The sequence below is a fragment of the Terasakiella brassicae genome (assembly GCF_014641495.1).
In the GTDB taxonomy this organism is placed as follows: domain Bacteria; phylum Pseudomonadota; class Alphaproteobacteria; order Rhodospirillales; family Terasakiellaceae; genus Terasakiella; species Terasakiella brassicae.
On record NZ_BMHV01000001.1, the window covers coordinates 238,386 to 257,881 of the forward strand.

General features: G+C 48.8%; 19 protein-coding genes. 16 read left to right on the top strand and 3 right to left on the bottom strand.

The genetic code is table 11. The annotated features are described in order from the left end of the window. Entirely contained in the window at window positions 1-1,860 is a 1,860-nt protein-coding gene (locus tag IEW74_RS01135; RefSeq protein ID WP_188660217.1) for a SurA N-terminal domain-containing protein, read from the bottom strand. A gap of 273 nt (window positions 1,861-2,133) precedes the next feature. On the opposite strand from IEW74_RS01135, the gene tpiA reads away from it, so the two are divergent. From tpiA to IEW74_RS01205, 14 genes are all read left to right on the top strand, one after another. Beyond that, window positions 2,134-2,901 (top strand): triose-phosphate isomerase, encoded by a 768-nt coding sequence (gene tpiA, locus IEW74_RS01140; protein WP_188660219.1) that lies wholly within the window; start codon window positions 2,134-2,136, stop codon window positions 2,899-2,901. A gap of 95 nt (window positions 2,902-2,996) precedes the next feature. After that, the gene (gene secG, locus IEW74_RS01145; protein ID WP_188660222.1) at window positions 2,997-3,347 is read left to right on the top strand and encodes a preprotein translocase subunit SecG; all 351 of its coding nucleotides are present in this window, start codon (window positions 2,997-2,999) and stop codon (window positions 3,345-3,347) included. Window positions 3,348-3,454: 107 nt separating this feature from the next. Continuing rightward, window positions 3,455-5,086 (top strand): CTP synthase, encoded by a 1,632-nt coding sequence (gene pyrG / locus IEW74_RS01150; RefSeq protein ID WP_188660225.1) that lies wholly within the window; start codon window positions 3,455-3,457, stop codon window positions 5,084-5,086. A gap of 15 nt (window positions 5,087-5,101) precedes the next feature. Continuing rightward, window positions 5,102-5,965 (top strand): 3-deoxy-8-phosphooctulonate synthase, encoded by an 864-nt coding sequence (gene kdsA / locus IEW74_RS01155; protein WP_188660228.1) that lies wholly within the window; start codon window positions 5,102-5,104, stop codon window positions 5,963-5,965. Window positions 5,966-6,160: 195 nt separating this feature from the next. Then, window positions 6,161-7,438 (top strand): phosphopyruvate hydratase, encoded by a 1,278-nt coding sequence (gene eno / locus IEW74_RS01160; RefSeq protein WP_188660231.1) that lies wholly within the window; start codon window positions 6,161-6,163, stop codon window positions 7,436-7,438. Between the two features lie 153 nt (window positions 7,439-7,591). Then, on the top strand, window positions 7,592-7,906 hold the full coding sequence (locus tag IEW74_RS01165; protein ID WP_188660234.1) for an FtsB family cell division protein: 315 nt from the start codon (window positions 7,592-7,594) through the stop codon (window positions 7,904-7,906). A 13-nt stretch (window positions 7,907-7,919) separates the two neighbouring features. Then, on the top strand, window positions 7,920-8,252 hold the full coding sequence (locus IEW74_RS01170) for an antibiotic biosynthesis monooxygenase family protein (RefSeq protein WP_188660238.1): 333 nt from the start codon (window positions 7,920-7,922) through the stop codon (window positions 8,250-8,252). A gap of 581 nt (window positions 8,253-8,833) precedes the next feature. After that, a complete protein-coding gene (gene pdhA / locus IEW74_RS01175) occupies window positions 8,834-9,847 on the top strand; it encodes a pyruvate dehydrogenase (acetyl-transferring) E1 component subunit alpha (protein WP_188660241.1) in 1,014 nt (337 codons plus the stop codon). A gap of 25 nt (window positions 9,848-9,872) precedes the next feature. Further along, window positions 9,873-11,246, top strand: a complete 1,374-nt coding sequence (locus tag IEW74_RS01180) for a pyruvate dehydrogenase complex E1 component subunit beta (protein ID WP_188660244.1) — start codon at window positions 9,873-9,875, stop codon at window positions 11,244-11,246. A 22-nt stretch (window positions 11,247-11,268) separates the two neighbouring features. Then, window positions 11,269-12,570 carry a pyruvate dehydrogenase complex dihydrolipoamide acetyltransferase gene (locus IEW74_RS01185; RefSeq protein WP_188660247.1) on the top strand — a complete coding sequence of 434 codons (1,302 nt, stop codon included), beginning with the start codon at window positions 11,269-11,271 and terminating at the stop codon, window positions 12,568-12,570. Window positions 12,571-12,589: 19 nt separating this feature from the next. Next, window positions 12,590-13,993 (top strand): dihydrolipoyl dehydrogenase, encoded by a 1,404-nt coding sequence (lpdA, locus tag IEW74_RS01190; RefSeq protein WP_188660250.1) that lies wholly within the window; start codon window positions 12,590-12,592, stop codon window positions 13,991-13,993. A gap of 120 nt (window positions 13,994-14,113) precedes the next feature. Then, window positions 14,114-14,950: an arsenite methyltransferase gene (locus IEW74_RS01195; RefSeq protein ID WP_188660253.1), complete on the top strand. Its 837-nt coding sequence runs from the start codon at window positions 14,114-14,116 to the stop codon at window positions 14,948-14,950. A 32-nt stretch (window positions 14,951-14,982) separates the two neighbouring features. Beyond that, a complete protein-coding gene (gene lipA, locus IEW74_RS01200; protein WP_188660256.1) occupies window positions 14,983-15,927 on the top strand; it encodes a lipoyl synthase in 945 nt (314 codons plus the stop codon). A 16-nt stretch (window positions 15,928-15,943) separates the two neighbouring features. Next, the gene (locus tag IEW74_RS01205; RefSeq protein ID WP_188660259.1) at window positions 15,944-16,384 is read left to right on the top strand and encodes a type II toxin-antitoxin system RatA family toxin; all 441 of its coding nucleotides are present in this window, start codon (window positions 15,944-15,946) and stop codon (window positions 16,382-16,384) included. On the opposite strand, the gene IEW74_RS01210 is transcribed toward IEW74_RS01205, so the two are convergent. Further along, window positions 16,366-16,851, bottom strand: coding sequence for a CinA family protein (locus tag IEW74_RS01210; protein WP_188660262.1), 486 nt, complete (start codon window positions 16,849-16,851; stop codon window positions 16,366-16,368). The two genes, IEW74_RS01205 and IEW74_RS01210, sit on opposite strands and share 19 nt — an antisense overlap. Before the next feature lie 4 nt (window positions 16,852-16,855). Then, window positions 16,856-17,350, bottom strand: coding sequence for a phosphatidylglycerophosphatase A family protein (locus tag IEW74_RS01215; protein WP_188660265.1), 495 nt, complete (start codon window positions 17,348-17,350; stop codon window positions 16,856-16,858). A 254-nt stretch (window positions 17,351-17,604) separates the two neighbouring features. On the opposite strand from IEW74_RS01215, the gene IEW74_RS01220 reads away from it, so the two are divergent. After that, complete coding sequence (locus IEW74_RS01220; RefSeq protein ID WP_188660268.1) at window positions 17,605-18,915, top strand: M23 family metallopeptidase; 1,311 nt, start codon at window positions 17,605-17,607, stop codon at window positions 18,913-18,915. Continuing rightward, window positions 18,899-19,360 carry a bactofilin family protein gene (locus tag IEW74_RS01225; RefSeq protein ID WP_188660270.1) on the top strand — a complete coding sequence of 154 codons (462 nt, stop codon included), beginning with the start codon at window positions 18,899-18,901 and terminating at the stop codon, window positions 19,358-19,360. Before IEW74_RS01220 ends, IEW74_RS01225 begins: the two co-directional genes overlap by 17 nt. Window positions 19,361-19,496 lie beyond the last annotated feature (136 nt).

Here is a 19,496-nt window from a genome sequence, read left to right on the forward strand (position 1 = left end):
TTATTGAGACTCTGACACAAAGAGACGATTAACCATTGCACGGTCGACATTGACGCTGTAGCGACTGCGCAGGGCGTTTACGAATTGGGTCTGCATATCATTGGAAACCGCGTTCACCATTTCCCCACGTAACGCTTCGATTTGGGATTTATCGGCGTCACCGTCTGTAGATTTGATTTCACTCAGTACGGCAATGACTTGACCGTTTTGCGTTGCCCCAATCGCCGTATCGCCAACGTTGCTTTCAAACAAAGTTTTAACAACGTCTTTGGGCAATTTCGCATCCATGCGGGTGAAGTTCATTTCACTGGTCAATACCAGTCCTGCTTCTTCAGCAACTTGAGCAACCGGTGTACCTGATTTGATTTTGGCAACGACTTCTTCTGCTTTTTTCTTGGCAGCATCAAATTTCTTCAAATCAAGAACGAAAGATTCAACAGCCAGTTTCACATCCTCAAACGGACGCGCTTTACTGCTGGTGATATTATCAACGCGCACCATGAAATAACCGCCTTGGCCGTCATCTTTCATCACCGGTTCAGCGTTCATATCCAGTTGGAAGGCTTCATCCAAAATAGCTTGCTGCCCTTTTAATGCATCTACCTTCTTGTAATCTTTGCTGTTGGCACGATCATCAGTTGATGCAATGCTCACAACATCGAAACCGACAACTTTTGCCGCCTCTTCAATTGTCGCACCGCCGCCCAAGGCATCTTCAATCTGATTTGAAATTGCGAACACTTCTTCCGTTGCCAGTTCAAGGGCAACGGCATCACGTAGCTCATCTTTCAAGTCATCAAATGTCGGATCAACCGCTTCCACCGCATCACTGACATGGACGATGTGCCAACCAAGCAATGATTGAACCGGCGCACTGGCTTCGCCTTTGGACAAGGCAAAGGTAACTTCGCGCAAATCTTCCGGCAATTCTTCTTTCGTCACATCGCCGAGTTCCAGCACCTCGCCACCTAATTCAGCAAAGGCTTTACCCTCGGCCAGTTCTTGTGCGGCTTTCTTGGCGTCTTCTTCATTTGCGAAAACAATTTGTTCAACGGTACGGCGCGCCGGTTTTTTAAATTCAGCATGGCGGGCACTAAACGCATCTTCGATCTTTTCAAGCGGAACGTCGATTGTTTTGGCAATTGCCGCAGGCGTGATATGCAACAGGGTCAAGCCGCGATATTCCGGTGCCATAAATGAATCGATGTTGTCTTCGTAATATTTACGAACTTCTTCTTCTGTCGGGGCGGGAACATCGCCAACCGTATCCAGACCAACTGTCAAAACATCTGCAGAACGTTTTTCCTGTAAATAAACATACAGGTCCTTGGCGGCACTGCCCGGCATATAAACGCCACTATTTAAAACACTGATGACTTGTTCGCGGGCAAGATCACCGCGCACAAGTTCAATATATTGCGCTTCGTTCAGGCGGTTGGAAAACATAACTTGTTCAAACCGTGCCCGGCTGAATTTGCCGTCTTCCAAAAACATGTCGGTGGATCTGATTTCCTTGGCGACTTGTTCATCGCTAATCGCAACATCCAGATCATCGGCGTTCACCGCCAAAAGGGTCCGATTAATCGCACGATCCACCACACTGCCGCCAATGGCCTTAGACAGGTTTTCATCAATCCCCTGATCCCCGGTCAACTGACGCATACGGGCCATTTCACGCTGGAAATCATTATAGACTTCCTGTGCCGAGATTTCCTTGCCATCGACTGTTGCAACCGAGTTACCAGTTGCTGCGGGGCGCAACATATCCCCAATCCCCCATGCCGCGAAACTCGCGATCAACAGGAATAAAAGGGTTTTAACGACTATAGAATTAGAGTGTTTGCGAAAACCATCGAGCATGATGAAGACAATCCAACGATTAAGAGGAGTTATAAATTTGGTGCGCATCATAAGTAAGGAAACACGACCTCGCAACAGCTTAAACACCCAAAATTTGCCAATATTGTGACAATTTACCTCTTTTCATCGACAGAACGCAGAAAACGGACGAAACCACGTCTTAAGATTGACCATTTTTTTGATTATCTTCTGGCTCTTAATAGGCAAATTGTGTAAAAGCAGGGCAAATTTTAAACATCATTTCCTATGACAAAATGAATGAGGGTGGACATTATGAGTGCACGACGTCCGTTAATTGCCGGTAACTGGAAAATGAATGGCCTGCGTGCAGATGCACGTGCCTTGGCCGACGAAATCGGAACCCTGCGGAAAAACAAATCCCAGGATGCGTTTGATTTATTGATCTGCCCGCCCTTTAGCGTCATCGAAACCGTTGGTCATGTCCTTGATAGCACGGGTATCTTTTTAGGGGCACAAGATTGCCACACCGCAGAAAAAGGTGCCCATACAGGTGATGTTAGCGCTGCCATGTTAAAAGATGCCGGATGCAGTCATGTTATTCTCGGTCACTCAGAACGCCGCACCAATCATAAAGAGAGCAACGAACTGGTAAAACAAAAAGCCATTGCAGCGCATAATGAAGGGCTCATTGCTATTATATGTGTCGGTGAAACGGAAACTGAGCGTGAAAACGGCAAAACACTGGAAGTCGTCACGGCACAGATTAAAGATTCTGTACCGGAAGGGGCACGCGCGGACAATACGGTCATTGCCTACGAACCTGTTTGGGCAATCGGCACAGGTAAAGTCGCGACTCCAGACGATGTACAGAACGTACATGGTGATATTCGTAAAACTTTGGCGGCAAAACTTGGTCAAGAAACAGCTGATGGCATTCGTATCCTCTATGGTGGGTCGATGAAACCTGAAAATGCCAAGGAATTACTGGCTCTGCCTGATGTTGATGGCGGGCTGATCGGTGGTGCGGCCTTAAAAGCAGAAGATTTTTGGGCAATTGCGCAAAGTTGTCCTAGCCTTTAGGGAAACTTCGCGCTAAAAGAAGCGCCAAGATTTTTTCGCGGGCGTAAATTTTGCGCTCGCTCGATTTGTTTGAATGTAAGGATGGAAGAGAAGCGATGACAAACGTACTTCTCGTTATTCATTTGATCTTGTGCCTCGGCCTGATCATTCTGGTTTTGATCCAACGCTCTGAAGGTGGCGCATTAAGCGGCCTTGGCGGTGGTGGCGGCGGTGGCGGTATGAGCGGTCTGATGACCGGACGTTCCACCGCAAACTTGCTGACACGCGCAACGGGGCTTATTGCTGGCGGTTTTATGCTGACAAGCCTGATCCTGTCATTGCTTGCCAATGCAGAGCGCAACACCACCTCTATTTTAGATACGGGCACAGGTGCACCGGCAGCAGTAGAACAATCTGCACCGGCACCGGAAAAGTCCAATGAGCCGGGTGCGCCTCTAGCAAAATAAGTTCTTGCTTTTGGTTTAAAAGCAAGCTTGAAATTGGATGAAAGAGGCGGTCAAATGGCTGCCTCTTCTTCTTTGAATGAATTTGATCGACGATTAGGTTGTTTGATATGACACGTTATATTTTCATCACGGGTGGTGTGGTTTCATCCCTGGGTAAAGGTCTGGCTTCAGCTGCGCTGGGCGCCTGTCTCCAAGCACGCGGGTTTAAAGTTAGGTTGCGTAAACTTGACCCTTATCTGAACGTCGACCCCGGCACCATGAGCCCGTATCAACATGGCGAAGTTTTCGTCACCGATGATGGCGCGGAAACCGATTTGGACCTTGGTCACTACGAACGCTTTACATCGGTGAATGCCATGCAAAGTGACAATGTAACGTCCGGGCGCATTTATTCCACCGTCATTCAAAAAGAACGCGCTGGCGAATATCTGGGCGCAACGGTACAAGTTATCCCGCATGTGACCGAAGCCATTAAAGAATTTACAAAAGCCAATGTGACCGACGAAGATTTTATCCTCGTTGAAGTCGGCGGCACGGTTGGTGATATCGAATCGCTGCCATTTTTAGAAGCCATCCGCCAAATGGGCAACGAGTTGGGACGGGGACGCACTATGTACCTGCACACAACTCTAGTCCCCTATATTCCTGCGGCGGGTGAATTAAAGACCAAACCGACCCAACATTCGGTCAAAGAATTACTTGGCCTTGGTATCAGCCCGGATGCTTTGTTGTGTCGTTGTGATCGCGAAATCCCGGCAGGCGAGCGTCGCAAGATCGCCCTGTTCTGTAATGTTGCCGAAGATGCCGTCATTCCGGCACTGGATGTGGACACCATCTACCGCGTGCCGCTTTCCTATCACGAAGAAGGGCTGGATACGGTCGTTCTTAAACACTTCGGCATGGCTGCACCGGAACCGGATCTTTCCCAATGGGAAGAAATCGTTCACCGCGTTCTGGAACCGGAAGGCGAAGTTAACATCGCTATTGTCGGAAAATATACAGAACTTCTGGAAGCCTATAAATCATTGGCCGAAGCCATGACCCACGGTGGCATCGCCAATAATGTCAAAGTCAACCAGCACTGGATTGATGCCGAAAGCCTTCTCGAAGAAGGTGGATTGACGCAATTGGAAGATAAAGATGCGATTTTGGTTCCCGGTGGGTTCGGTGAACGCGGTGCAGAAGGCAAAATTGCCGCCATCAAATATGCCCGTGAAGAAAAAGTCCCTTATTTCGGGATCTGTCTCGGTATGCAAATGGCTGTTATTGAAACCGCCCGTAACATGGCAGGCATTGACGGGGCAGGGTCTTCCGAATTCGGCGCCTGTAAAACACCGATCGTCGGATTGATGACCGAATGGGCAAAAGAAGACGGCAGCAAGGAAAAACGCAGTGAGGATGGTGATCTGGGTGGCACCATGCGCTTGGGCGCTTATCCGTGCACACTTGTGCCCGATACCTTGGCCTACAATATTTACAACGGTGCGAAAGAAATTTCAGAACGTCACCGTCACCGCTATGAAGTCAACGTCGATTTCAAACAAAAACTTGAAGATGCCGGCATGAAATTCTCCGGCCTGTCGCCCGATGGTATTTTGCCTGAAATCGTTGAATTGCCGGGACATCCGTTCTTTATCGGCGTGCAGTTCCACCCGGAACTGAAATCACGTCCGACAAACCCGCACCCGATCTTTAAAGCCTTTATCAAGGCCGCGATCGAACAGAACCGTTTGGTATAATCAAGGGAAACAATCATGGTTGCGCAAAAACACGTTCAAGTCGGCAATGTCACCTTTGGCAATGATCTGCCTTTTTGCCTGATCGCCGGACCTTGTTCTATGGAAGGGCGCAACCATGCCCTTGAAATGGCCCATGCCTTAACAGAAATGTGTTCTGACCTTGGTATCGGCCTGATTTACAAATCTTCATTTGATAAAGCCAACCGTACATCGGTGGCAGGCAATCGCGGTATCGGCATTATGCCTGCCCTTTCCATCTTTCAGGAAGTCAAAGACACATACGGTTGCCCGGTGATTACCGATGTCCATACCGAAGATCAATGCGCGGTTGTGTCTGAAGTTTGCGACATGATGCAAATTCCGGCCTTTTTATGCCGTCAAACCGATCTTCTTTTGGCAGCAGGCCAAACGGGCAAAGCGGTAAACGTTAAAAAAGGCCAATTCCTTGCCCCTTGGGATATGCCCAATGTCTGCAAAAAAGTGGCCTCAACCGGTAATGAGAATATTTTAATTACCGAGCGCGGTTCCAGCTTTGGCTACAACACCCTTGTGACAGATATGCGCGGCCTGCCGCAAATGGCCCTTGATACCGGCTATCCCGTTATCATTGATTGCACCCATTCTGTCCAACAACCGGGCGGGCAGGGCAATAGCTCCGGCGGTCGTCGCGAACTGGCACCGGTCATTGCACGTTCCGCCATTGCCTTGGGCATTGCAGGTGTTTTTGCTGAAACACACAACGACCCGGACAAAGCCATTTCAGATGGCCCCAATATGATCCCGGTTCACAAGCTGAAAGGCGTTCTGGAAACACTGAAAGCCTTGGATGAAGTTGCAAAAGCCAATCCGGTCGATCTGGTTGGTATGGCAACTTATTAAGTTATTACCTGCCTAAGCGATACCATGTTCAGACAATTTAACTTTTGCTGACAAAACAAGACAGTTATAAATTAGACCTTCTCCATGATTAAGCAATAATCAGTGCCCCAAAAAGCTTGCATTTCTGCGCTCAACGCAGTATCAAACGGGCACTATTTTCCATTTTGTTTCTGATCTTCCGAGAGGGCTTTTTTAATGAGCGCCATTATCGATATTCACGGTCGCGAAATTCTCGACAGCCGTGGCAATCCTACTGTTGAAGTTGACGTTTTGCTGGAATCAGGTGCGTTTGGTCGCGCTGCCGTTCCGTCCGGTGCCTCCACCGGTGTCCACGAAGCCGTTGAACTGCGCGATGGCGACAAAGAACGCTACCTCGGCAAAGGGGTTGAGAACGCTGTTGAATCCGTCAACGGTGAAATCTTCGATGCGCTGTTGGGTATGGAAGCTGACGAACAGTTGTTGATCGACCAAACCATGATTGATCTGGATGGCACAGAAAACAAAGGTCGTCTGGGTGCAAACGCTATGTTGGGCGTTTCAATGGCGGTTGCACGTGCGGCTGCTGAAGAAGCTGGCCTGCCGCTTTATAAATATCTCGGTGGTGTCTTTGCGCGTGAATTGCCGGTACCGCTGATGAATATCATCAACGGTGGCGCCCATGCGGACAACCCTGTTGATATTCAGGAATTTATGATCATGCCGGTTGGCGCATCGTCCATTCGCGAAGCCATTCGCATGGGGGCCGAAGTTTTCCATGCGCTCAAAGCCGCGCTCAAAGCCGCAGGTCACAACACAAATGTGGGTGACGAAGGTGGTTTTGCACCGGCTGTCGGTTCTTCTGAAGAAGCGTTGAGCTTCATCATGACCGCTATTGAAAATGCAGGTTACACAGCCGGGGACGATATCGTTCTGGCCCTTGATGTTGCCTCTTCTGAATTCTACAAAGATGGCAAATACGAATTGGCGGGCGAGGGTAAATCCCTGTCTTCTGCTGAAATGGCTGATTATCTGGCAGACTTGGTCGAGAAATTCCCCATCGTGTCCATCGAAGACGGCATGGACGAAGATGACTGGGAAGGTTGGAAAATCCTGACCGATAAAATTGGTGATAAATGCCAATTGGTGGGGGATGACCTGTTCGTAACAAACCCGAAACGTCTGGCTGATGGTATTAATCAAGGCGTTGCCAATTCCATTCTGGTCAAGGTTAACCAAATCGGCACCCTGTCTGAAACGCTGGAAGCTGTCGAAATGGCACAAAAAGCGAAATACACAGCTGTCATTTCGCATCGTTCCGGTGAAACAGAAGATTCGACAATTGCCGACATCGCGGTTGCAACAAATGCCGGTCAAATCAAAACAGGTTCTCTCAGCCGTTCTGATCGTATTGCGAAATACAACCAACTGATCCGCATTGAAGAAGAGCTTGGTTCTTCTGCCGTTTACGCAGGTCGTTCGGTTCTGCGCTCATAAAAGAAACATTTTTCGTTTTTTAAAAAGGCCGTCTCTGGTGAACTGGGGGCGGCCTTTTTCTATTTATTTGTCGAACAATCACAATCCATATAGAATTTGTTTACCAATTGTGTGCATAAAAAGAAGATCGGTACTTCTTTTGGATAGGACAAAATGAAAGCTTGGCACACCATAAGGACCAAGTTTCAGCCGGGGGTTTTTCTTCCGGTTCTTGGCGTGTGCGTGGTTCTTAATTTTGCCTATCATTTTGTGCAGGGCGATGGCGGCATCCGGGCCTTACTTGATTATCAAAACCGCATTGAAAAAACCCGGTTCCAATTGGACCAAATCCGGGCAGAACGCCAACAGCTTGAACATCGTGTTTATTTGCTGCGTTCCGATAGTTTGGATCCCGATATGTTGGAAGAACGTGCGCGTGCCGTTCTCAATTTTGCCGCACCCAACGAATTTGCCATTGTTATTGAATAGGACAGACACAGCCATGACTGCAAAAAATTTACCGAACCCGCCATATTACGCAGTCATTTTTGTCAACCAACGTACAAATGATGATGCAGAAGGATATGGTCAAATGGCGGACCGTATGGTTGAATTGGCACAACAACAATCCGGTTTTCTGGGCATGGAAAGTGTGCGCGAACCCGCAGGCAAGGGCATTACTGTTTCCTATTGGCAAGATCTGGAAGCGATCCAAAACTGGAAAGAAAACCTCGAACATATCGAAGCGCGCAAACTTGGTAAGGAAAAGTGGTACGAAGATTATCAATTGCAGGTCGCAAAAATTGAACATGGTTACCGCTGGATTAAAAGTTAGATTTATCTAATCTAACTACCTCTTGCCTCCATTACAGTCAGTTTTAAACTTTCAACCTCTCCTCAAAATGCACAATCACGCGAAGAATTGACGCTCTGCGCAGATTCAGCCCTCTGGTAACTATGTGGTTTACGCAAAAAAAACAACCCGGCTAAGTCCCCTTTAATTTTCCACAATATGAAATCACAGCTTCTACGAATCTGGATGCTTGTCTGGTATTCAAATACCGCCTTCTTTCTTTTTTTCTATTTTTGCACCGCAATAAGTGCAATTACCCTAAAAAGTACACTTATTGTTTCTATTACAAACAATATACACCATAAAAATATTAATATGTTTTTAGTTAATTTGAAGGTTTCACTAGGGCCTTGATGGTAGCACCGCTAATCAAAGTCAACCCAAACCACAGCATAAGATACACCCTATAATTAACTATTAAAAAGTTAATTATAGTTTTTGCACTGCAATACAAACAGTTACACCCCTTGAAAAACTTGCGTCACAGCCCCTTTTCAGGTTTTAACAGGGTATAAATTTGCTTCGCATCTATTGCCTATCATGGTCAGCCAAGGGGAGCCCTTATGGCAACACAAACAAAACGTACAACTCGGGGTAAGAAAAAGTCACCTGAGTCCACACCTGAAGAACTTATCAAATTCTATAAGGACATGTTGTTAATCCGCCGCTTTGAAGAAAAAGCCGGTCAACTGTATGGCATGGGCCTGATCGGTGGTTTCTGCCACCTTTACATTGGACAGGAAGCCGTTGTCGTTGGCATTCAATCCATTGCCAACCCACAAGACACATTGATCACATCCTATCGCGACCACGGTCATATGCTGGCCTGCGGCATGGACCCGGACGGCGTTATGGCTGAATTGACAGGGCGCGAGGGCGGCTATTCCAAAGGGAAGGGCGGCTCGATGCATATGTTCTCCAAAGACAAAGGATTCTACGGCGGTCACGGGATCGTTGGGGCACAAATCCCGTTGGGAACCGGTCTTGCCTTTGGTCACAAATATAAAGAAGATGGCGGCGTCAACTTTGCCTATATGGGTGATGGCGCGGTCAATCAGGGTCAGGTTTACGAAGCCTTTAACATGGCGGCCCTATGGAAATTGCCGGTTGTTTATGTCATTGAAAATAACCAGTACGGCATGGGTACGAGCTTGGAGCGTGCATCCAGCAACACCAACCTGTCTCAACGTGGGGCCGCACACGGCATTCCCGGCGTTCAAGTCAACGGCATGAGCGTTCTTGAAGTCCGCGAAGCCGCCCGTGAAGCGGCTGAAAAATGTCGCCGTGGCGAAGGTCCGGTCATTCTGGAAATGAAGACATACCGTTATCGCGGTCACTCTATGTCCGACCCGGCGAAATACCGCCCCAAGGAAGAGGTCCAGAAAGTCCGTTCAGAAAGCGACCCGATTGATTTCGTTCGCAATCTCTTGATCGAAGGCAATCACATGGACGAAGCCGGTCTCAAAGAGATCGACAAAGAAATTAAAGCCATTGTGACAAAGTCCGCCGAATTTGCCCAAACCAGCCCGGAACCGGCGGAAAGCGAGCTATGGACCGACGTATTGGTCGAAGCCTAAGCGTTTAAGAGATAGAGGAAAAAATATGCCTATTGAAATTCTTATGCCTGCGCTTTCTCCGACCATGGAAGAAGGCAATCTTGCAAAATGGTGCAAGTCAGAAGGTGATAAAGTTGAATCCGGTGATGTGATTGCCGAGATCGAAACCGACAAAGCCACAATGGAAGTCGAAGCCGTCGATGAAGGTATTCTCGGCAAAATCGTTATCCCAGAAGGCACACAAAACGTTAAAGTAAATGAACTGATTGCCTTGCTGCTCGAAGATGGTGAAGATGCCGCCGCAGCCGACAATTATTCAGCAGGTGGCGCCGCTGCCCCGGCAGTACAGGAAAGTGCCCCGGCGCAAAGTGAAGCAAGTGCCGCACCGACCGCATCAGCCGCCCCGGTTGCCGTTGCAGAAGACGCCTACACAGGCCCGACCGAGGCCATGACCGTCCGCCAAGCCCTCAACACCGCTTTGTTTGAAGAATTCCGCCGTGATGAAACCGTTTTCATCATGGGTGAAGAAGTGGCCCAATACCAAGGCGCTTACAAAATTTCTCAAGGCTTGCTGGAAGAATTTGGCGACAAGCGCGTTGTTGATACACCGATCACCGAAATCGGCTTTACTGGCTTAGGTGTCGGTGCGGCATGGTCCGGTTTGAAACCCGTTGTCGAATTTATGACGTTTAACTTTGCCATGCAGGCGGTTGACCATATCATCAACTCTGCGGCTAAAACACTTTATATGTCCGGTGGGGAAATTCCCTGTCCGATCGTCTTCCGTGGATGCAACGGGGCCGCTTCGCGCGTTGCGGCACAACATTCACAATGTTATGCGTCCTGGTATGCACACTGTCCGGGCCTTAAGGTCGTTGTGCCTTATTCCGCCGAAGATGCAAAAGGGTTGCTCAAGGCCGCCATTCGTGATCCAAACCCGGTGATTGTACTGGAAAACGAAGTTCTTTACGGCAAGACATTTGATTGCCCAACAGACGAAGATTTCGTTGTTCCCTTCGGTAAAGCCAAAATTGAACGCAGTGGTACAGACGTCACATTGGTGGCTTATTCCATCACGGTTGGTTGGGCATTGGAAGCAGCAGAAAAGCTTGCCGAACAAGGCATTTCAGCCGAGGTGATCAACCTGCGTTCCTTACGTCCGCTGGATACACATACCATCGTTGAGTCTGTGAAAAAGACAAACCGTCTGGTTACGGTCGAAGAAGGCTGGGCTTACGCCAACATCGGTTCTGAAATCGCCGCACAGGTGATGGAACATGCATTTGATTATCTGGATGCACCGGTTACCCGTATTGCCGGTGCCGATGTGCCGATGCCATATGCCGCTAACCTTGAAAAACTTGCCTTGCCGCGTATCGACGACATCGTCAATGCCGCCAAAGCAGTTTGTTACAAGTAACCTCGGATAAAGGAACAGCATTATGCCTATTCAAATCCTGATGCCTGCACTTTCTCCGACGATGGAAGAAGGTAATCTGGCAAAATGGTGCGTCAAAGAAGGCGACACCGTTGAATCCGGTGACGTAATCGCCGAGATTGAAACCGACAAAGCCACGATGGAAGTCGAAGCCGTTGACGAAGGCGTTATCGGTAAAATCCTTGTGGCTGAAGGCACACAAGGCGTGAAAGTCAACGAACTGATCGCCCTGTTGCTGGAAGACGGCGAAGACGAAAGCGCCCTTGAAGGGGCAGACACCGCCGCACCGGCCCCCAGTGCCCCGGCACAAGCAACGGATGCACCGGCAAAACCCGATGCAGCCCCAGCCCCGACACCGGCAGCCCCCAGCACAGAGAAGGGGGATCGCATTTTCTCAAGCCCCTTGGCACGCCGTATTGCTGCCCAGGAAGGTTTAGACCTGAAAGCCCTGTCTGGTACAGGCCCGCGTGGTCGTATCGTCAAACGCGACATTGATGCGGCTCTGGCTGCTGGTACAGGCAAAGCGACACCAGCAGCACCGGAAGCGAAAGCTGCACCCACAGCAGTCGCCAGCGAAAACAAAACGATTAGCGTTGATGATCCGATCTTTAAATTGCTGCCGGACTACGATGCGATTCCAAATTCAAACATGCGCAAAACCATTGCCAAACGTTTGACGGAATCAGCCCGTGACATCCCGCACTTTAACCTGCAAGTGGATGTGGAAATCGACAAGTTGATGGCTTTGCGTAAAGAACTCAACAGCCGTGATGGTGCCGATTACAAGATCTCGGTTAACGATTTTCTGGTTAAGGCCACCTCTTTGGCCCTGACACGTGTCCCGGATTGCAATGTGGCTTTCACTGATGGGGCGATTTTGAAATTTAAACGGGTCGATATGGCAATCGCCGTTGCCGTTGAAGGCGGCCTGATCACACCGATCATTAAAGATGCAGCTTCCAAAGGCCTAGCGACATTGGCAAACGAGGCCAAAGATCTGGCTGCGCGTGCCCGAGATGGCAAGTTGGCACCGGAAGAATATCAAGGCGGAACATTTACTATTTCCAACCTTGGTATGTTCGGGATCAAGAGCTTTAATTCCATCATCAACCCACCGCAAGGCGGCATCCTGTCCGTTGGCGCAGGCGAGCAACGCCCTGTTGTTAAGGGCGGGGCACTTGCCGTTGCAACCGTTGTCACCCTGACACTGGCAGTTGATCACCGTTGTATTGACGGGTCCACAGGCGCAGCCTTCATCAAGGAGCTTAAAGCCTTGATCGAAGATCCGATCGCATTGATGCTTTAACCCGGGAAAGAGAGAAAAGATGTCCGATACAAATTTTGACGTCATTGTCGTCGGCGCAGGCCCGGGTGGCTACGTCGGTGCAATTCGTGCGGCACAACTGGGGCTGAAAACAGCCCTCGTTGAAGCCAAGCATCTGGGTGGAATTTGCCTGAACTGGGGCTGTATCCCAACCAAGGCACTGCTGCGTTCGGCAGAAATCTACGAACATATGAAACATGCTGCCAACTTCGGTCTGGGTGCCAAGGATGTCTCCTTTGACCTCGCCAAGATCGTTGAACGTTCGCGCGGTGTGTCCAAACAACTGTCCGGTGGCGTGGGCCATTTGTTAAAGAAAAACAAAGTGCAGGTGTTTGACGGATACGGCAAGTTGCTGGGCGGCGGTAAACTTTCTGTCGAAAAAGACGGCAAAGTCTTTACAACATTATCATCCAAAAACATCATCATGGCCACAGGCGCACGTGCGAAATCCTTCCCCGGACTGGAGCCGGACGGCAAACAGGTCTGGACCTATATGGAAGCCTTGGTGCCCAATGAAGTCCCTAAATCCCTGCTGGTCATCGGCAGTGGTGCCATCGGGATTGAATTTGCCAACTTCTTCCATACTTTTGGTGCGGATGTGACTGTTGTCGAAGCTTTAGACAGCATTATGCCAGTCGAAGATGCCGAAATTTCTGCATTTGCTAAAAAAGCAATGGAAAAACGCGGCATGAAGTTCAAAACAGGGACACTTGTTAAAAAACTGGATAAAGCGGCGGACGGTGTCACCGCAACCTTGGAAAAAGGTGGCAAGACCGAAACGATTAAGGTTGATAAGGTTATTACGGCTGTCGGCGTGGTTCCAAACGTGGAAAATATCGGTCTGGAAGCTGCAGGTGTGAAACTGGACGAACGCGGTTTTGTCGCCATTGACGGTTATTGTAAAACATCGGCTGACGGTGTTTACGCAATCGGTGATGTGGCAGGCGCGCCGTGTCTGGCCCACAAAGCATCCCACGAAGCCATCATCTGCGTTGAAAAAATTGCAGGCGTGAAAGATGTTCACCCATTGGATAAATCCCTTATTCCGGGTTGTACATATTGCGAACCGCAAGTGGCATCCGTTGGTTTGACTGAAAAAGCCGCCAAAGACAAAGGCTATAAGGTGAAAGTCGGTCGTTTCCCGTTCATGGGCAACGGCAAGGCCATTGCCTTGGGCGCACCGGAAGGACTGGTTAAAACCGTCTTTGATGAAAAGACCGGCGAATTGCTGGGGGCCCATATGGTCGGGGCTGAGGTAACCGAACTGATCCAGGGCTTTGGTGTTGCCAAAACACTGGAAACAACGGAAGCCGACCTGATGCATACGGTCTTCCCGCATCCGACCTTGTCGGAAATGATGCATGAATCGGTTTTGGATGCTTACGGTAAGGCCATCCATTTCTAGTTCATGTCGTGTCTTTCAAAAAAAATGATGGACACACGCTTTTGTGAATTGATCAAGACGGGGAGGGGGCTTTAGTTTCTTCCCTGTTTTTGTCTTCACAATTATTTTAAGAGGTTTTCCATGTCCAGTTGCTGCGGTCCACAAACACAAATTCAATCAGAAGACGATGTGCGCAAAGCTGTTTCTGAAAGCTATGCTGCAATCGCCAATTCCGGTGGCAATGCGGGCTGCTGCCTGCCTGCAACAGGTGGCGCCGATGTGCCGAGTGCGGAAGAATTCGCCAAAAATTTTGGCTATAGCGATGAAGAACTTGCCGCCGTTCCCGATGGGGCAAACATGGGACTGGGATGTGGTAATCCATCTACCATTGCCGCGATGAAACCGGGTGAAACCGTTGTGGATCTTGGCTCCGGCGGTGGTTTTGATTGCTTCCTCGCCGCCCGACAGGTTGGTGAAAACGGACAAGTGATCGGGGTGGATATGACACCGGATATGTTGCGCAAAGCCCGCGATAACGCACAAAAAATCGGGGTGACAAATGTTGATTTCCGCTTGGGCGAGATTGAAAACCTGCCGATTGCAGACAATATGGTCGATGTCATCATTTCCAACTGTGTTGTGAATTTATCCCCACGCAAAGATCGTGTTATCACAGAATCGTTTCGCGTTTTAAAGCCCGGCGGGCGCATTGCGATCTCCGACGTTGTTCAAACACATGATATGCCTGAAGACATTCAAAAAGATACGGAACTTCTATGTGGTTGCGTTTCCGGTGCGGCCTCGGTACAAGATTTGACACAATGGTTGGAAACAGCCGGGTTTGAACAGATTAAAATCGACGTCAAAGAAGAAAGCCGCGCGTATATCAAAGACTGGGCACCGGGGCGTGGTATCGAAAAATATGTGGCATCGGCTACAATCGAGGCTATAAAGCCGTCAAAGACTTGCTGTGGGTAGGAACACCTGAAGCGTTAAAAGGATCAAAAAGCATGAGTGAAGCACAAAAATTGCGTCACCCCGAGAAACAGAAGAACCCGGACAACCCGATCCAGCGTAAACCCGACTGGATTCGTGTAAAGGCACCTGTTTCCAAAGGTTACAAAGAAACACGCGACCTGATGCGCGATAAAAAACTGCATACGGTTTGCGAAGAAGCTTCCTGCCCCAATATCGGGGAATGTTGGGAACGCAAACATGCGACCTTTATGATCCTTGGCGAAATTTGTACACGGGCCTGCACCTTCTGTAACGTTATCACGGGCAAACCCAACGCACCGGACCCGATGGAACCTGAAAACGTTTCCATTTCGGTTGCGACAATGGGGGCAAAACATGTGGTGATCACTTCTGTTGATCGGGATGACCTAGATGATGGCGGGGCAGACCAGTTTGTACAATGCATTGAGCGCATCCGTGAAAAATCACCCGGCACCACCATTGAAATCCTGACACCGGATTTTCGTGGTAAAAAAGGGGCATTGGAACAGGTCGTGGCAGCCAAGCCCGATGTGTTCAACCATAACCTTGAAACCGTGCCACGCCTGTTCCCGTCTGTTCAATTGGGGTCACGTTATTTCTACTCTCTGCGCGTCTTACAACAGGCAAAAGAGATTGATCCGCATATCTTTACCAAGTCCGGCATTATGGTTGGTCTGGGTGAAACAAAGGAAGAAGTCATTCAGGTAATGGACGATATGCGATGCGCCGATGTTGACTTTCTCACCATTGGGCAGTACTTAGCACCCACACCGAAGCACGCAGCGATTGATCGTTTTGTGACGCCGGAAGAGTTTGAAGAATATGCAAAAATCGCCAAACGTAAGGGGTTCTTGCTGGTTTCTTCAACCCCGCTGACCAGATCGAGCTATCACGCAGATCACGATTTTGCAAAGCTGCGCGCCGCCCGTGAGGAACTTTTGGCGAAACAAAAATAGTTTTTAAATCGAATTCATGCCGACACATGCAGAAATAAAATATAGCCCTTATTCGGCGGCGCAGATGTATGCACTCGTCGCCGATGTGGCCTCCTATCCAGATTTTCTGCCTTGGTGTCTGGCGACCCGTGTGCGTTCTGTCGAAAATAACGTGATGATTGCCGATATGGTGATCGGCTTTAAAATGATCCGTGAAAAATATACATCCGAAGTGACGCTTGATCCCGACAAAGAAGTCAAGATCGTCTATAAGAATGGCCCGTTTAAATATCTGAATAGTCACTGGAAATTTACAGACAAGCCGGGTGGGGGCTGTGAGATCGACTTTTTCGTCGATTTTGAATTTCGTTCCGCCTTATTGCAAAAAGTCATGGGCGCTGTTTTTAACGAAGCTGTTCAATTGATGATGTCAGCCTTCCAAAAACGGGCCATCGAACTTTACGGCACCAACGCCTGAATTTTCAACAGTTCCAACGCGCGCTTGACTGTCTGAAAACGCACCTGATCGCGTTCTCCTTCAAAAACATGGCGTTCCACAATCGGGGCACTATCTTTTTTGGCACAGGCCAGATAGACCAGACCAACAGGTTTTTCTTCACTGCCGCCCCCGGGCCCGGCAATTCCTGTCACCGCAACACATAAATCCGTATTAGCCGCTTTCAGTCCACCTTGGGCCATCTGCAAGGCGACAATTTCACTTACCGCCCCCTGTTGATCCAATGCATCGGATTCCACGGATAGCAGATCCATTTTAGCTTGGTTGGAATAGGTGATAAACCCACGATCCACCACATCGGACGACCCGGCAATGGCAGTTAACGCCGCCCCGATCATGCCGCCTGTGCAGGATTCTGCGGTTGCAACCGTTAAATGATGGTCCCGACAAGCCTGTAATGTTTGCATCGCCAATTGATCCAGTTTCATAAATTTACATCCCTGCAAGCTGGATATTCAAAAAATATAAGACAATCAGCCCATAAAGGGCCGCGATAACATCATCCAACATGATTCCCAACCCGCCATGTACATTCTTGTCAAACCAGCAAGCTGGCCACGGTTTAAAAATATCAACCAGACGGAACAAGGCAAACCCTACGAGATAAAGTAACGGATCCAGACCAGCGGGTAAAAGGACCAGCCATTGCCCGGCAACCTCGTCAATCACAACCGCACCCGGATCTTTAACGCCGGATTCCGCCTCAAAAACATGGGCGGCCCACCAACCGACCAGAAAAACAACAACGGTGGCTGCTGCCAAAGCCTGCCAACCGCCCCAATATTGGATGCCCCATGCAAAAGGCAAGGCCGCCAAGGATCCCCATGTTCCCGGTGCCTTGGGCAAAAGGCCGGAAAAAAACCATGTCGCTAAAACACCTGCCGGGGAAAAAATAAATTTTTTATTTAATTTCTTAACGTTAGTCACAAGCTTATACCGAATTTAAAAAATAACATCTTTTTAAGACTCTTCGCCTATCATAGGAACACCAAATGATCTTGGAAAGAAATTACATTTTTTTTATTATTGACGTAGCGTTACACTTCAAACCACTGTATAAAAGCGGTGGATTGGTTGGAGGTTTCCAGCCTTATCACCGACAAATATTTGAGATAAAAACCTGTTAAAGGTTTAAAAATATTACGTTACATTCAGGGCTGTCTAACAATACTCAGGGGCACATGAGCAATTCTGAAACACGCTACAGAAGTTTTGTAGAAAAAACGAAAGCGTTTACCGACAAGCATTTCCCCGAACGTCAACTGGTCTTGCGCACCGATGGTGACGTCAAATACTTCTGCATCTCCAAACGCTTTCAAATGAGTGTCAGCGCCGGGGTTCTGGCCTTCCTGACCTGGTCTGCCTTTACGAGCGCGACCCATTTTATGCACGATTTTGAACTCCTCGCCAAGGATAAGGAAATTCTTAGTGTTCAAGTGGCTTATCGCAGCCTTCTTAGCGAGGTGACAGAGTACCAAAGCAAATTCACGAATATCAGTAACGAGTTGGAAGCCAACCATTCTAAATTGGTGGCAAGCCTTGATCAAAATATCCTTGAAAACAAAGATCGTCTGGTATCAGCAGAAGCCGCCCGAAAAGAGGCACAAGTTGCACGTCGTCAGCTAAACTCGCAGCTTCATTCTATTGAAGAATCCATGCGTGAACTCGCCAATCGCAACTATTCCCTTAAAGGTGACCTTTCCCTGAAGGAAATGGATTTGCAGACGGCCCTGGCTGAACGCAACACCGCGCGACTGCAAAAACAACGCATTGAAGAAAAATTACGTGCTGCCGAGATTAAAATGGCGCACCTCAATCAAAGCCAGGAAGAATTGATTAAACGCGTCAGCGATCAGGCCAGTGAAGAAATCGCATATATCGAAAACATCTTGACGATTGCCGGCCTTGACCCGGATAAAATGCTCAGCAACATGGATCAGGATACCACGGCATCCGGTGGACCGTTCATTGCCGCAACAGGCAAAGCATCGGACGAAATGCCCGCACCTGAAGAAATCCAGTTAAACGCAATTGATCGACACCTCGCACGCTGGCAAGGCTTGCAAGGGATTCGACAATCCTTGCCTTTGGCACAGCCTCTGGATTATTATTATATCAGCAGCCGTTACGGTAAACGCCGGGACCCTGTGAACAAAAGATGGGCTGTTCATTATGGTCTAGATATGGCAGCATCGAAGAAATCGCCCGTTTATGTGACCGCCCCCGGTAAAGTTACTTTTGTCGGCTGGAAAGGAAACTATGGTAATTTCATCATGGTGGACCACGGAAACGGGATTGAAACACGATATGGTCACCTTCACAAGACACTCGTGAAAAAAGGTGATACGGTCGATTATAGAACCAAAATTGGACTGGTCGGCAGTACTGGTCGCAGCACGGGGGCACATTTACACTATGAAGTGCGTGTAAATGGCACAAACGTTGACCCGTTCAAATTCATAAAGGCAGGACGTAATGTTTTCCAAGGCTAGTAAAAAAAGGTCCACACCCACAACCGGTTCTACGCCAAACAAACGTGTACCGCCGTCCATCATCAGTGAAGATTTGACGATTACCGGCAACATGAAAAGTGATGGCGAAATCCAAATTGACGGTAAGGTCATCGGTGATATTCAAAGCCACGACCTGCTTGTCGGGGATACAGCGCATATCACGGGTGAAATTGTTGCAGAATCCATTCGCGTACATGGCAAAGTCGTCGGACAAATAAAAGCCCGCAACGTCAGTCTTGCCAAAAGCGCCCACGTGGTCGGTGATATCTTGCATGACAATCTGTCAATTGAGACAGGTGCCTTCCTTGAAGGCCATTGCAAACGATTGGCCGAAGGCGAGTTTAAGCTGAGCGTTAAGGTTGAACCTGCACCAAATACGGTAAAACCCACACAAGTGGATACCAAAGCCAAAGTATCCGCCTAGGCTACGGCTGACAAAGTGTTTTTAGTAAATAATTGACCAAAAGCCGTCATCAACTCTCTTGAGCAAACACTTCGTCACGTATTTTTGCGTTGATGATGACGATCAGTTTTCTCATGGCGGCTGTTAAGGCCACAAT

What these genes read in the sequence shown, in the direction of transcription:
- lipA (WP_188660256.1), top strand. Translation starts at nt 14,983, where the DNA reads ATGAGTGAAGCACAAAAATTGCGTCACCCCGAGAAACAGAAGAACCCG.
- IEW74_RS01170 (WP_188660238.1), top strand. Translation starts at nt 7,920, where the DNA reads ATGACTGCAAAAAATTTACCGAACCCGCCATATTACGCAGTCATTTTT.
- IEW74_RS01180 (WP_188660244.1), top strand. Translation starts at nt 9,873, where the DNA reads ATGCCTATTGAAATTCTTATGCCTGCGCTTTCTCCGACCATGGAAGAA.
- lpdA (WP_188660250.1), top strand. Translation starts at nt 12,590, where the DNA reads ATGTCCGATACAAATTTTGACGTCATTGTCGTCGGCGCAGGCCCGGGT.
- IEW74_RS01205 (WP_188660259.1), top strand. Translation starts at nt 15,944, where the DNA reads ATGCCGACACATGCAGAAATAAAATATAGCCCTTATTCGGCGGCGCAG.
- eno (WP_188660231.1), top strand. Translation starts at nt 6,161, where the DNA reads ATGAGCGCCATTATCGATATTCACGGTCGCGAAATTCTCGACAGCCGT.
- IEW74_RS01195 (WP_188660253.1), top strand. Translation starts at nt 14,114, where the DNA reads ATGTCCAGTTGCTGCGGTCCACAAACACAAATTCAATCAGAAGACGAT.
- IEW74_RS01210 (WP_188660262.1), bottom strand. Translation starts at nt 16,851, where the DNA reads ATGAAACTGGATCAATTGGCGATGCAAACATTACAGGCTTGTCGGGAC.
- pdhA (WP_188660241.1), top strand. Translation starts at nt 8,834, where the DNA reads ATGGCAACACAAACAAAACGTACAACTCGGGGTAAGAAAAAGTCACCT.
- IEW74_RS01225 (WP_188660270.1), top strand. Translation starts at nt 18,899, where the DNA reads ATGTTTTCCAAGGCTAGTAAAAAAAGGTCCACACCCACAACCGGTTCT.
- pyrG (WP_188660225.1), top strand. Translation starts at nt 3,455, where the DNA reads ATGACACGTTATATTTTCATCACGGGTGGTGTGGTTTCATCCCTGGGT.
- tpiA (WP_188660219.1), top strand. Translation starts at nt 2,134, where the DNA reads ATGAGTGCACGACGTCCGTTAATTGCCGGTAACTGGAAAATGAATGGC.
- IEW74_RS01185 (WP_188660247.1), top strand. Translation starts at nt 11,269, where the DNA reads ATGCCTATTCAAATCCTGATGCCTGCACTTTCTCCGACGATGGAAGAA.
- IEW74_RS01165 (WP_188660234.1), top strand. Translation starts at nt 7,592, where the DNA reads ATGAAAGCTTGGCACACCATAAGGACCAAGTTTCAGCCGGGGGTTTTT.
- secG (WP_188660222.1), top strand. Translation starts at nt 2,997, where the DNA reads ATGACAAACGTACTTCTCGTTATTCATTTGATCTTGTGCCTCGGCCTG.
- kdsA (WP_188660228.1), top strand. Translation starts at nt 5,102, where the DNA reads ATGGTTGCGCAAAAACACGTTCAAGTCGGCAATGTCACCTTTGGCAAT.
- IEW74_RS01135 (WP_188660217.1), bottom strand. Translation starts at nt 1,860, where the DNA reads ATGCTCGATGGTTTTCGCAAACACTCTAATTCTATAGTCGTTAAAACC.
- IEW74_RS01220 (WP_188660268.1), top strand. Translation starts at nt 17,605, where the DNA reads ATGAGCAATTCTGAAACACGCTACAGAAGTTTTGTAGAAAAAACGAAA.